Below are 12367 nucleotides of genomic sequence, written 5' to 3'. Positions count from 1 at the left end.
ATTGCAAACGCCTTTTCTCCCCTTGCAGGTGACACAAAATTGCTTGAATCTAGCCTAGACACCGCTCCCGAGAGAAACGTTGTATGACGGAGAACGCAGCCCCCCGCCAGCCCCTCAGCTGGTTTATGCCAATGCTGGTCGGTATGATCATCGCGACCCTGACCTCTTCCCCCGTGCGAGCCGGCGAGCAGGTCATCATCCAGTTGCCGTGGCAACACCAGTTCCAGTTTGCCGGTTACTACGCGGCCATCGCCAAAGGGTTTTATCGGGAGGCCGGTCTGCATGTCACCCTGCGCGAAGCGGACTCCCGCACCGATGTGGTCAGCGAGGTGATCTCGGGAAAGGCCCAGTTTGGCATCAGCGGCAGTGATCTGCTGCTGGATCGGGCTGCCGGTCGTCCGGTAGTGGTGCTCGCCGCCCTGCTGCAGCACTCGCCGCTGGTTCTGCTCACGCTGGATAGGCCAGATATTCGCAACCCGGCCGATCTGGCCAACAAGCGACTGATGCTGGAGCCTGGCTCCAACGAGCTGCTGACCTACCTTTCCCACCAGACCCGCAGCCGCGACTGGGTCACCCTTCCCTACAAACAGGGGATTCAGGCACTGCTGGCGGGCAAGGTGGATGCCATCAGCGCCTACAGCACTACCGAGCCCTTCTATCTGCAACAAAAAGGGATCCCCTATCGGGTCTTCAGTCCGCGCACCATCGACTTCGACTTCTACGGCGACAACCTGTTTACCTCCGAACGGGAGCTGATCACCCGACAGGATCGGGTCTACGCCTTCCAGCAGGCCAGCCTCAAGGGGTGGCGCTATGCGATGGACCACCCCGACGAGATGATCAACCTGATCATGGAGCAGTACCCGACCGGGGCTGGCCGTGAACAGCTGGAGTTCGAAGCTCGCGAAACCAGAGAGCTGATGCAGCCGGATCTGATCGAACCTGGCTACATGCAGCAGGAGCGCTGGCTGCAGATCGCCAAAACCTATCTGGAGGCGGGCATGCTCACGGTATTGCCCAACCTCGACCGCTTTATCTACGACCCGGCGCAGGAGCGGCTGCGCCAGCAACGGCAACTGCTCGACAAGAGCGTGGCGGTGGCCATGCTCATCACCTTTACCCTGATGACCCTGCTCGGCATCTTCTTGCACCTCTATCTGCGCCTGCGTGAGGAGGCGCGGGATCGCCAGCGGCTGACCCGTGAACTGGCCCAGAGCGAGCAGCACTATCGATTCGTGGCGGAGAACAGCGCCGATGTGATCTGGACCATGGATGCCGCCAGCTTGCGCTTTCGCTATGTCAGCCCGGCCATCGCCCCTCTGAGCGGCTACGAAGCCCCCGAGTTGTTTGCCCTGCCCCTCAAACAGCTGCTACCGGATGCCTCAAGGCAACTGCTGCGCGAGGAGATCTCCGCCACCCTGGAGGCCTGGCAGCGGGGGGAACATGACCAGACCCGCCGGGTCATTCGCACCCAGCTGCGCCACAAGGATGGCCATCTGGTGGCGACCGAGACCATCACCACCCTCCATGGCAACCACAATGCCCAGCCGGAGGCGATCCTCGGGGTCACCCGGGATATCACCGAGCGGGCAGCGCGGGAGGAGATGATGCGCCGCCTCGCCTTCTACGACCCCCTCACCGGGCTGCCCAATCGCCGCTTGCTGCAGCAACGGCTCAAGGAGCTGATGGAACAGGAGACGCCCCGTCCGCTGGCGCTGATGTTTATCGATCTCGATCACTTCAAGCCGATCAACGACACCTTCGGCCATGAGACCGGGGATATTCTGCTCAATATGGTGGCCGAGCGGATGAGCCACTGCGTGCGCAAACAGGATCTGGTGGCGCGGCTGGGGGGCGACGAGTTCGTTATCTTGCTGCCGGATAGTGGCGACGAAGTGCTGGCGGTGGCCGACAAGCTGCACCAGCAGCTGCGCCATCCGTTCCAGCTGGAGGGGCAGGAGCTGCTCATCTCCAGCAGTATCGGGCTGGCGCTCTATCCCGAGCACGGGGAGGATGCCAAAACCCTGATGCACCACGCCGATCAGGCCATGTATCAGGCGAAGAATCGCGGCCGCGGCCGGGTCTGCCTCTTTACCGAAGGCCTTGATCCCGAGCAGGGCGCCCTGCTGTGGCAACCCGGCCACGAGTGTGGTCACCCGCGCATCGATGCCGAGCATCGTCAGCTCTTCGTATTGACCAACCGGTTGCTGGAGCGGATGAAAGATCAGCACGAGGCTCCTGCCCCGTTTCTGGAGAGTCTGAAGAGCCTGTTCGACATGGCCCGCCATCACTTCGCCTTTGAAGAGCAGATGCTGGCGGAGATAGACTATCGGGAGCTAGTCAGCCACCGTCAGGATCACCAGCGCCTGCTCAACAAGGCAGGTCAGCTACTGCACGCCGCCAAAGCGGGGACGCTGGGCAACGACGAGTTGCTCAACTTCATCATTCAGGAGCTGGTGGTCGGCCACATGAGTCAGGCGGATCGCCGCTACTTCCCCCTGTTCAGATCTGAGCGCAGCGTGCCGGTTGCAGAGGGGGTCACCTAGTCCCCCTTGTTCAGACCCGAGCGTAACGCGCTTCTTGCGAAAGGGGCGACCTAATCACCGCGCAGGGCAACTACTGGGTCGAGACGCACTGCCCGCAAGGCAGGGGCGACCCCGGCCAGCAGACCGACCAGGGCGCTGCAACCGAGCGCCAGCAGCAGATAGAGAGGATGAAGGGTGAGCGGCAAGCCGGCCGCCAGCAGGGTGAGCAGCAGCTTGAGCCCGCCGAGCAGGGCCAGCCCCATGGCCCCGCCCAGCAGCGCCAGCACCACGGCTTCGAGCAGGAACAGCAATAGAATGCGCCGCCGTGGGCAGCCCAGCGCCATCAGCAAGCCCACTTCGGGGATCCGCTCCTGCTGGGCGATGCTCATGATGCTGAAGATGCCGACCGCCCCGATCAGCAGAGAGATAATGCCGAGCCCGCCAACCGCCAGCTTGATGATGGAGAGTATCTTGTCGAGGCTGGTCAGCATGTCCTGCTGGGAGGTGAGGGTAAAATCCTCGGCGCCGTGGCGGGCGATCAGCACCCGCCGGATCTGGGCGGTGATCTCGGCCTCCGCATGCCCGGCGCGATAGATGACGTCGATCTCCTGCAGCCCCTCCTTGTTGAACAGCGCCTGGGCGTGAGCGGCGGGCAGATAGATCATGTCGTCCAGATCAAAGCCGAGAAATTGCCCCTTGGGGGCCAGCACCCCGGCCACCCGAAAACGGCGATCACCGGCGCGCAGCAGACTGCCCGGCGCATCGCCGCCGGGAAACAGCTCAGCCGCCACCTTGGCCCCCAGCACCGCATAGGCGCGGGGCATGGCACTGTCATCCGCGGGCAGAAAACGTCCCTGCATCAGGGTGAGTCGCCAGCCGGAGAGCGCCGCCGGGCCAGTGCCCAGAATGGCGGTGCTGCGGGTCAGCCCACGGCTGCGCACCTCCCCCTGCCCCTGCACCACAGGGAGCGCCGCCTCTACCCCTGCCAATCTGGCGAGGGCATCGGCATCCTCCAGCAGCAGGGGGCGACTGCTGGAGAGGATGCCGGGCGGGCCGCCGGCGGTTTCGGTCTTGCCCGGGGTCACGGCGATCAGCCGGGTGCCAAATTGGGAGAAGCTGTCGAGCAGATAGAGCCTGAGCCCCTCGCCGATACCGGTGAGCAGGGTAACCGAGGCGATCCCGATGGCGATCCCCAGCGCCGACAGCAGACTGCGGCTGCGCCCCGCCAGCAAGGCACGCCAGAGCCAGAACAGCAGATCGGCGGCGCGCATCAGCCACCGCTCCATTGCCCGCTGCGCAGGCTGCTGACCGGATCTTGCCGTGCCGCCCGGGAGGCGGGCAGCCAGCTAAAAACCAGCCCGGTCAGCAGGGCCGCCGGTATGGTGCAGAAAGTAGCGAGCAGAGGGACTGCCGCCGGAAATCCGGGCCAAATCACTCCGGCGAGGGCAACCAGGGCATAGCCCAACACAGTGCCAAACAGCGCGCCACTGCCGCTCAGCAACAGCGCCTCCCACAAAAACAGCTGGCGGATCTGGCGACTGTCGGCCCCCAGCGCCTTGAGCAGACCGATCTCGCCAGTGCGCTGGCGGGTGCTGATCAGCGCCAGATTCATCATCATGATGCCGGAGACCAGCAGGCTGATGGCGCCGATGCCGGCAACTGCCAGGGTGAGGGTCGAGAGAATGGTGGAGAAGGTGGCCAGCATGGCGTCACGGCGCACCACGGTTACATCGAGCACCCCGTGGCGCGCCTGCATCAGCTGCTCCAGTCGCTTGACCAGCGGGGGCACTGCTTGTCCCGCCAGCGGCTGGATCAGCAGCCGAAACAGCCCCTCGGTGTTGAACAGCCGCATGGCGCTACCCACCGGGATCAGCGCGGCCTCGGCCATATCCATCCCCAGATTGCTGCTCTGGCTGGTGAAGACCCCCACCACCCGAAAGCGACGATTGTCAAAACGCAGCCACTGGCCGACCGGATCGGCCTGACCAAACAGCTCACGGGCCACCTTGGCCCCGAGCAGGACGGCCGGTCGATCCTCTGCGACATCCCCCGGCAGCCAGCGGCCGGAGAGCAGCTCCAGCCCGTGGGTATCGCGCAGCCCGTTGCTGCTGCCAAGCAGCATGGTCTGGCGCAGCCGCGCCCCCTGTTTGGCCTCGGCAAAGCCCATCACCAGCGGCACCAGCCGCACGTTTGGCTGGTGCTGGCCAAGGTAGTGCATATCATCGAGAGTGATCTGCCGCAGACTGTTTCCGGTGACCGGCGGCAGCCCACCGGTGGTCTCCTTGCGGCCCGGGAACATCACCAGCAGATCCTTGCCAAGGGAACTGAACTGGTCGGCCACATAGCGCCTCGCCCCCTCCCCAAGCGCGGTGAGCAGCAGCACCGAGGTGACGCTCAGACTCACCGCCAGGATCAAGACCAGCGCCCGTGAACGCTGACGCAATAACGCCACGGCGGCAAAGCGGATCACATCGGGCCGCCGCATTCAGCCCCCGCCGCTATCAATATTGATATGGCCATCGTTCATCAGGATCCGCCTGCCCGCCCGCTCACCGAGGCGCGGGTCGTGAGTCACCACCACCAGCGTGATCCCCTGCTCCCGGTTGAGCCCCTCCAGCAGGGTAATCACCTCCTCCCCGGAGCGGGAGTCGAGATTGCCGGTGGGCTCGTCGGCCAGGATCAGCCGCGGCGCCATCGCCATGGCCCGGGCGATGGCCACCCGCTGACGCTGACCGCCGGAGAGCTCGGCAGGGCGGTGCTCGGCCCGATTCTCCAGTCCCAGCTCCCCCAGCAACTGCTGGCTGCGGCGATGACGCTCGGCGGGGGCGATCCCGCACAGCATCAGCGGCAGCTCGACGTTTTCACGGGCGGTGAGGCGGGAGATGAGGTGAAACGACTGGAACACAAAACCGATGCGATGGCCGCGCAGCTGGGCCAACGCGGGTTCTGACAGGGTGGCGGTATCCTCCCCTCCCAGCCAGTAGCGCCCCTCGTCTGGCCGATCCAGCAGCCCCAACACATTGAGCAGGGTCGATTTGCCGGAGCCCGAGGGGCCCATCACCGCCAGATACTCCCCCTCGGCAACCCGCAGGGAAACGCAGTCGAGGGCGGCCACCTCGCTCCCCCCCAGAGTGAAACGACGGCTGACGGCATCAAGGCGAATGAGATCACTCATCCGTCTGCTCCGTGGCGGCGCTGAAAGGGCCCTCCCCGACAATCTGTCCGGGCTGAGCTGCCAGCCGATCACCGGCGGCGAGCCCCTCGGCCACCTCAATCCAGTTCCAGTTCTCCACGCCCCAGCGGGGCACCACCCGCACCAGCTTATCCCCTTCCAGCCGCAGCACGCTGCCATCGTCGGCCCGGCTGCTGGCCGCTACCCGCAGCACATCGGTGGCGCGGGTCACCTCGACTTCAAGGTCGGCGCTGTAGCCAATAAGCAGGGGGACATCGGTGGGCAGGGCAGTGAGCGATGCCTCCACCTCGACGGTGCGGGCCTGCTTCTCCAACTCCTTCACATAGGGGGCGATGCGGGTGACGGTGGCGGCAAAATCGCGCCCGGGCATGGCATCGAGCAGTACCCGGGCAGACTGGCCCACCTTCAGGCGGGCGGCATCCACCTCATCGATGGGGGCAGAGACATACAGACAGCGATCGTCGATAAGGTCGATCACCGGAGGCATGGCCACTCCGGGCGGTGAGGGGGTCATGTATTCGCCCAGCTTGCTGTTGACCTCCGCCACCACCCCGGCAAACGGCGCCAGCAGGCGACGCTCGCTCAAGCGAGCCTCCACCTGGGCGACCTGCGCCTCGTCGACCCGCTCCTGCTGACGGGATGCCTGACAGACATAGCGGCGGGTATCGGCCAGATTCTGGGCCTGCTCAGCGAGGGTGCGGGAGGTGAGATTTTTGGCCAGCAAGGTGGCCAGCCGGTTGGCCTCCCGCTCGTAGTAGGCCGCCTCGCTGCAACGCTCCTCGCGCTGGGTCTTGCCAAGGGCCTGCTGGGCGCGGGCCCGGGCGAGATCGGCGTGAATATCGTCACTCCAGAGGGTCAGCAGCAGATCTCCCCGAGCCACCCGCTCCCCGGCCTCGACGGCGATCTGCTCCACCACGCCGCCACCGGGCAGACTGAGTCCGGCCCGCTGGCACGACTTGATGGTACCGGCCCGGGTGTTGACCACGGTGACCAGCACATCCCCCCGCCCGACCTCAGCCAGCCTGATCGGCGTCGGCTGCGGTCGCCACCACCATGCCAGAGCAGCCACCGCTACCACGGCGCCACTTCCCCACCACAACCAACCTCTCTTCATCGCGCATCCTTTCGCTAGTGACTCCCGTCATGTGCGTCGGGAGAGCAGGGCATAATAGAGCAAGGGTATCACCACTAGGGTGAGCAAAGTGGAGACCAGGATCCCGAAAATCAGGCTGATGGCCAGTCCGTTGAAGATGGGATCATCGAGGATGAACAGGGCTCCGATCATCGCCGCCAGCGCCGTCAGCATGATGGGTTTGGCCCGCACCTGCGCCGCTTCGATCACCGCCTGCTCGAACGCCACTCCGGCGCTGCGCTGCTGCTCGATAAAGTCCACCAGCAGGATGCTGTTGCGTACGATGATCCCGGCCAGGGCGATCATCCCGATCATCGAGGTGGCGGTAAACTGGGCCCCCAACAGGGCGTGGCCCGGCATCACCCCTATGATGGTGAGCGGAATGGGAGCCATGATGATGAGCGGCACCAGATAGGAGCGGAACTGGGCCACCACCAGCAGATAGATGAGGATCATCCCCACTGCGTAGGCTAGCCCCATGTCGCGGAAGGTCTCGTAGGTGATCTTCCACTCCCCGTCCCACAACAGCGCCACCTCTCCCAGTTTATCCGGCTGCTGTACGTAATATTGGGGCAGGTCGATATCGGCACCGGCGGCAAACATGCCGTAGAGCGGGCTGTCGGTATGGCCGCCCATGTCGGCCACCACCATCACCATGGGCTGCATGTTCTTGTGCATGATATAGCTGGGGGCCACCTCATCACGGCGACTCACCAGCTCGGAGACCCGCACCAGCTGACCGCTCTGGCTGCGCACCTTGAGGGCCAGCACACCCGCCAGATCCCGTTTGTCACCGGGGGCCAGTTCGATGCGGATCGGCACCGGATACTTGGCGCCGTGACCCTGCAGCCAGCTGGCATCCTGATAACCCACCCCGCCATTGAGGGTGTTCACCAGGTCGCCGAGATCGACCCCGAGCAGGGCCGCCTTGCTGCGATCCACCACCAGCCGCCACTTGGGCTGCGGGTCGGTCAGATAGATATCCACATCCACCAGATCCGCCGTGGCCACAAAACGGGCCTGTACAGCGCGCGCCGCCGCTTCACGGGCGGCCTGAGTCGGGCCATAGATCTCGGCAACGATGGGGGACCAGACCGGCGGGCCGGGCGGCACCTCAACGACTTTCAGGTTGCCCCCTGCCGCACTGGCGATGGCCTGCAGCGGCTCCCGAACCGACTGGGCAATCTGGTGACTGCTGCGATCCCGCTCATGCTTGTCCACCAGATTGACCTGAATATCCCCCACGTTGGCGCCGCTGCGGATAAAGTAGTGACGCACCAGCCCGTTGAAATTGATGGGGGCGGCGGTACCGGCGTAGATCTGGTAATCCTTCACCTCGGGCACCTTGGCAAGCTCCCGCCCGACCGCCAGCAGGGTGCGCTCGGTCTGCTCCAGGGTCGCCCCCTCCGGCATATCGAGCACCAGCTGAAATTCCGACTTGTTGTCAAAGGGAAGCATCTTGAGCACCACCCACTGCACCACCGGCATGGCGGTAGCCGCCCCGACCAGCAGCAATACCGCCAGCCAGAGTTTGCGTCTGGCGCGCTTGGCGCCATCACCGATCAGGAAAGGGGTCATCAGCCGATGAAAGAGGCCAGCCTTGGCCTCGCCGTGGGCACCATGCACCTCATCCTTGAGCAAATGGCTCGCCAGCCAGGGTGAGAAGATAAAGGCCACCAGCAGGGAGATGAGCATCCCCATGCTGGCATTGATGGGGATGGGGCTCATGTAGGGGCCCATCAGGCCACTGACAAAGGCCATCGGCAGCAGGGCCGCGATGACGGTCAGGGTCGCCAGTATGGTCGGCCCCCCCACCTCGTCCACCGCCCCCGGTATCAGATCCTTGAGCGCCCCCTTGCCCAAACCGCGATGGCGGTGGATGTTCTCCACCACGACTATGGCGTCATCCACCAGAATGCCGATGGAGAAGATCAGCGCAAACAGTGACACCCGGTTGAGGGTAAAGCCCCAGGCCCAGCTGGCAAATAGGGTCAGTGCCAGGGTGATGACGATGGCAACGCCCACCACCAGCGCCTCTCGCCAACCCATGCTCACCAGCACCAGCAGCACCACCGCCGTGGTGGCAAAAATCAGCTTGCCGATCAGGGTGTTGGATTTGGTCTCGGCGGTGACGCCGTAGTCCCGGGTCACCGTCACCTCGACCCCGGCAGGGATGAGCCGGTTCTGCAAACTCTCGACCCGCGCCTCCACCCGCTTGGCCACATCGACCGCGTTCTGGCCCGGCTGCTTGCCGACGGCCAGGGTCACCGCCGGATAACTGGCATGTCCCAATCCCATCCAGCTGCGTTTGGTCGGAGTCTCCTGACCCAGAGAGACCTTGGCCACCTCCCCCAGATAGACCGGCTTGCCGTCGTGCAGCCCCACCACCAGCTCGCGGGCCTCCTGCTCATTTTGCAGGAACTGCCCCACCTGCACCTTAATCTCACTGTTGTTCTGCTCGATAGCCTGTGTGGTGCCTACCTGATTGGCGGCCGCCAGTCGCTGGCTCAGATCGCCCCAGCTGATGCCGTGGGCGCTAAGTGCCGCCGGATCCGGCATCACCCGCAACACGGCGCTCTGGCTGCCCAGCGTGTAAATATCGCGGGTACCGGGAATGCGCTTGAGTTCGGTCTCCAGCTCATGGGCGACCCGGGTCAGTTCGGGAGCCCCCAGTTGCTTGCTCCCCTCTTTGCTCCATAAGGTCAGACTGACGATGGGGACATCATCGATCCCCCTCGGTTTCACCAGTGGCTGACCGACTCCGATCCCCTGTGGCAACCAGTCGCGGTTGGAGTCGAGCTGGTTGTTGAGATCGACGATGGCCTGCTCACGGCTCACCCCCACCTTGAACACCACCACCAGCAGGGCGCCATCGGGTTGGGAAAAAGAGTAAAGGGTATCAATACCCTTTATCTGGGAGACCACCTGCTCGGCTGGGGTGGTAACGAGAGAGGCCACTTCAGCCGGAGTGGCTCCCGGGAAGGGAATATAGACATCGGCGAAGGTGACATCGATCTGCGGCTCCTCCTCCTTGGGGGTCACCAGCACCGCAAACAGGCCGAGCAACAGCCCCACCAGCGCCAGCAGCGGCGTGATGGCCGAGCCCTGAAACAGCGCAGCCAGCCGACCGGCAGGCCCCAGCCTCTCCTTGTTGCCGTTCAGCTCGCTACTCATGGGCCACCTCCTGCTGCTGCGCCCAGGCATCGGGAGCCAGCTTGTCACCGGCTTGCAGCCCGGCCAGGATCTCGCACTGTCCCTCGACGCAATGGCCGACCCGCACCGGTGTCAGGGCCCAGCCAGCGGGTTGCTGCAGATAGACGCCGTTGAACTCACCTTGCCGCAGCAGGGCGCGATCCGGCACTTGCAACACCTGACGCTCACCCTGCTTGAGCTGCACCTTGAGCCACATGCCGGGCAATACCCCGGCGGTTTGCGGCGGCAAGTCGAGGCGCAACCTGAAGGCGTGGCTCTGGCTGTCGGCATAGTTGAAGCGGGTCAGTTTGACCGGGGTAACAAGCTTGCCATCCGGCAGCAGCACCTGCACATCCGCAGGCTCACGAGCCAGCGTCAGGGCGGATTGGGGCAACTCCACCTCCACCCGCAAGGTGTCGAGAGAGAAGCCGGAGAGCAGCGGGGTACCGGGGGCGACAGTCTCCCCCAACTCCACCAGCCGTTTGGTCACCACTCCGGCGTAAGGGGCCAGAATGCGGGTATAACCGTAGGCCTCGCGGGCCTGAGTAAGAGCCGCATCGGCAGCGTTCACCTCGGCACGGGCGGCGCGATCCGTCGCTTGGGCATTGTCGAGCTGGGCGCGGGTGATCACCCCCTTGGCAATCAGCGCCTGAAAGCGGGCAAGCTGGCGCTCGGCTTCCACTTGCTGGGCCTGCGCCCGCGCCAGCCGCGCCTCGGCACCCGTGACGGCGGCAAACTGCTCCTTGCCGCTGATCTCCAGCAGCGGTTGCCCCGCCTGCACCTGATCGTTCACATCCACCAGCATGCGGGAGACCCGGCCGCTGGTCTGGGCCGCCACCGTCCCCTGATTGATGGCACTGACGGTGCCATCCAGCGTCAGCCAGTCGGTCACCGGCTGTGGCGCCACTGTCAACAGGGGCTCTGGCTCCCCGTCTGTAGCCATGGCCTGGGTGGATGTCATGGCCTGCGATGTCATCACCAATAAGGTGATCCCCAGCAACCGGATCTTTTCCATCATTACTCTCCTTCCCTGGCGTAATCTGTCACTTCACGGGATCAGGCGGTATGGGACTGGCGCACCTTATCCACTCCCCGAGCTGGCGCCTTGGTCAGCAACCTGGCCAGCCCTCTGTCAAACAGCAAGATCCCGGCCACCATGGCCGCTATAAACAACATTATCATGGGCTGCCCGCTGGAAATGAGACTCAGAGCAGGCCCCGGACAGATGCCCACCAATCCCCAGCCGATGCCAAACAGCGCGGCCCCGCCGATCAGCCTGCGCTCCAGCCGAGGGGCTGGTACGGCTGCGATGGGCTCCCCCAGCACACTCTGGCGACGGGGTTTCACCAGCAAGAAGTAACCCGGCATAAAGACCAGCAGAGCGCCCCCCATCACGAAGGCAAGGCTGGGATCCCAGGCCCCGGCCAGATCGAGAAAACCGGTGACCCGGGCGGGATCCATCATGCCGGAGATGGCCATCCCCAGTCCGAACAACACACCCGCAAACAAACTTGTCAGCAACTTCATGGCAATCAGCCCCTTACAGCAGATGATGAGTGACGAAGACGGTGATAAAGCCAGCCGCCATAAAGGTCAGGGTGGCGACGATGGAGCGCAGGGAGAGCCGCCCCATGCCACAGATGCCGTGGCCGCTGGTGCAGCCATTGCCAAGACGGGTACCGATGCCGACCAGCAGACCGGCCAGCAGCACCACCGGCCAGCCGGGCAAGGTGGTGAATGCGGGCATGGTGGCCCAACCCAGAGTCAGCGCCAACCAGGCGCCCGCCCCCAGCCCCAGCAGAAACAGCACCCGCCACGGTGCACGGTGTTGCAGCGCACCGGCCAGAATGCCGCTGATCCCGGCCACCCGGCCGTTGAACAACATCAGGATCAGGGCCGACAGCCCCGCCAGCATGCCACCGCCCAAAGAGAGCAGCCATTGGCTTTCCATCATCAAGATTCCTTATTTTCCGAGTGACAAAAATGGGTTTGCAACGCTCCCAGTACATCGGCCGCCGCCTCGCTCACCAGCGAGTAGTAGATCTGCTGGGAGACCTTGCGCGAACGGATCAGGCCGTAGCGCTTGAGCACCGACAACTGCTGGGAGAAAGCCGACTGCCCGAGTTGGCTATGGGCCAGCAGCTCACCGACCCCCTTCTCCCCCTCCACCAGCTGGCAGAGCACCATCAGGCGTTCGGGATGAGCCAACGCCTTGAGCAGGGAGGCGGCGGCTGTCGCATGTCTGTTCATCTCGTCGAATTGGCTCATAAGAGTAAATTAGCAATTGCTGATATTTGTTCTATTGTATAAAACAACACTAAATTA

10 protein-coding genes are annotated in these 12367 nt (G+C 64.3%); 1 reads left to right on the top strand and 9 read right to left on the bottom strand.

Annotated features, from left to right (window positions below):
* Positions 1 to 83 precede the first annotated feature (83 nt).
* A complete protein-coding gene (locus ACB035_RS01190) occupies positions 84 to 2546 on the top strand; it encodes a diguanylate cyclase domain-containing protein (protein WP_371166475.1) in 2463 nt (820 codons plus the stop codon).
* A gap of 50 nt (positions 2547 to 2596) precedes the next feature.
* On the opposite strand, the gene ACB035_RS01185 is transcribed toward ACB035_RS01190, so the two are convergent.
* Genes ACB035_RS01185 through ACB035_RS01145 form a run of 9 tightly spaced genes read right to left on the bottom strand, consistent with a single transcriptional unit; the run spans position 2597 to position 12310 of the window.
* On the bottom strand, positions 2597 to 3796 hold the full coding sequence (locus ACB035_RS01185; protein ID WP_371166474.1) for an ABC transporter permease: 1200 nt from the start codon (positions 3794 to 3796) through the stop codon (positions 2597 to 2599).
* Positions 3796 to 5010 carry an ABC transporter permease gene (locus tag ACB035_RS01180; RefSeq protein ID WP_371166473.1) on the bottom strand — a complete coding sequence of 405 codons (1215 nt, stop codon included), beginning with the start codon at positions 5008 to 5010 and terminating at the stop codon, positions 3796 to 3798. Before ACB035_RS01180 ends, ACB035_RS01185 begins: the two co-directional genes overlap by 1 nt.
* Positions 5011 to 5700, bottom strand: a complete 690-nt coding sequence (locus ACB035_RS01175) for an ABC transporter ATP-binding protein (protein ID WP_371166472.1) — start codon at positions 5698 to 5700, stop codon at positions 5011 to 5013.
* Positions 5693 to 6832: an efflux RND transporter periplasmic adaptor subunit gene (locus ACB035_RS01170; RefSeq protein WP_371166471.1), complete on the bottom strand. Its 1140-nt coding sequence runs from the start codon at positions 6830 to 6832 to the stop codon at positions 5693 to 5695. The genes ACB035_RS01175 and ACB035_RS01170 overlap by 8 nt, the downstream gene beginning before the upstream one ends.
* 27 nt (positions 6833 to 6859) lie before the next feature.
* Entirely contained in the window at positions 6860 to 10024 is a 3165-nt protein-coding gene (locus ACB035_RS01165; RefSeq protein WP_371166470.1) for an efflux RND transporter permease subunit, read from the bottom strand.
* Entirely contained in the window at positions 10017 to 11057 is a 1041-nt protein-coding gene (locus ACB035_RS01160) for an efflux RND transporter periplasmic adaptor subunit (RefSeq protein WP_371166545.1), read from the bottom strand. Before ACB035_RS01160 ends, ACB035_RS01165 begins: the two co-directional genes overlap by 8 nt.
* 41 nt (positions 11058 to 11098) lie before the next feature.
* Positions 11099 to 11569, bottom strand: coding sequence for a DUF6691 family protein (locus ACB035_RS01155; protein WP_371166469.1), 471 nt, complete (start codon positions 11567 to 11569; stop codon positions 11099 to 11101).
* Between the two features lie 13 nt (positions 11570 to 11582).
* On the bottom strand, positions 11583 to 11996 hold the full coding sequence (locus ACB035_RS01150) for a YeeE/YedE family protein (RefSeq protein ID WP_064338373.1): 414 nt from the start codon (positions 11994 to 11996) through the stop codon (positions 11583 to 11585).
* Positions 11996 to 12310 carry a helix-turn-helix transcriptional regulator gene (locus ACB035_RS01145; RefSeq protein ID WP_005338008.1) on the bottom strand — a complete coding sequence of 105 codons (315 nt, stop codon included), beginning with the start codon at positions 12308 to 12310 and terminating at the stop codon, positions 11996 to 11998. Before ACB035_RS01145 ends, ACB035_RS01150 begins: the two co-directional genes overlap by 1 nt.
* Positions 12311 to 12367: the final 57 nt, after the last annotated feature.

It is taken from the genome of Aeromonas sp. S12(2024), from assembly GCF_041402305.1.
GTDB classification, from domain to species: domain Bacteria; phylum Pseudomonadota; class Gammaproteobacteria; order Enterobacterales; family Aeromonadaceae; genus Aeromonas; species Aeromonas veronii.
Note: the sequence above shows the minus strand (reverse complement) of the source record. Positions and strands in the feature narration are given on the sequence as shown.

Coding starts and splice junctions, on each gene's coding strand:
- ACB035_RS01190 (WP_371166475.1), top strand. CDS start 84: ATGACGGAGAACGCAGCCCCCCGCCAGCCCCTCAGCTGGTTTATGCCA.
- ACB035_RS01185 (WP_371166474.1), bottom strand. CDS start 3,796: ATGCGCGCCGCCGATCTGCTGTTCTGGCTCTGGCGTGCCTTGCTGGCG.
- ACB035_RS01180 (WP_371166473.1), bottom strand. CDS start 5,010: ATGCGGCGGCCCGATGTGATCCGCTTTGCCGCCGTGGCGTTATTGCGT.
- ACB035_RS01175 (WP_371166472.1), bottom strand. CDS start 5,700: ATGAGTGATCTCATTCGCCTTGATGCCGTCAGCCGTCGTTTCACTCTG.
- ACB035_RS01170 (WP_371166471.1), bottom strand. CDS start 6,832: ATGAAGAGAGGTTGGTTGTGGTGGGGAAGTGGCGCCGTGGTAGCGGTG.
- ACB035_RS01165 (WP_371166470.1), bottom strand. CDS start 10,024: ATGAGTAGCGAGCTGAACGGCAACAAGGAGAGGCTGGGGCCTGCCGGT.
- ACB035_RS01160 (WP_371166545.1), bottom strand. CDS start 11,057: ATGGAAAAGATCCGGTTGCTGGGGATCACCTTATTGGTGATGACATCG.
- ACB035_RS01155 (WP_371166469.1), bottom strand. CDS start 11,569: ATGAAGTTGCTGACAAGTTTGTTTGCGGGTGTGTTGTTCGGACTGGGG.
- ACB035_RS01150 (WP_064338373.1), bottom strand. CDS start 11,996: ATGATGGAAAGCCAATGGCTGCTCTCTTTGGGCGGTGGCATGCTGGCG.
- ACB035_RS01145 (WP_005338008.1), bottom strand. CDS start 12,310: ATGAGCCAATTCGACGAGATGAACAGACATGCGACAGCCGCCGCCTCC.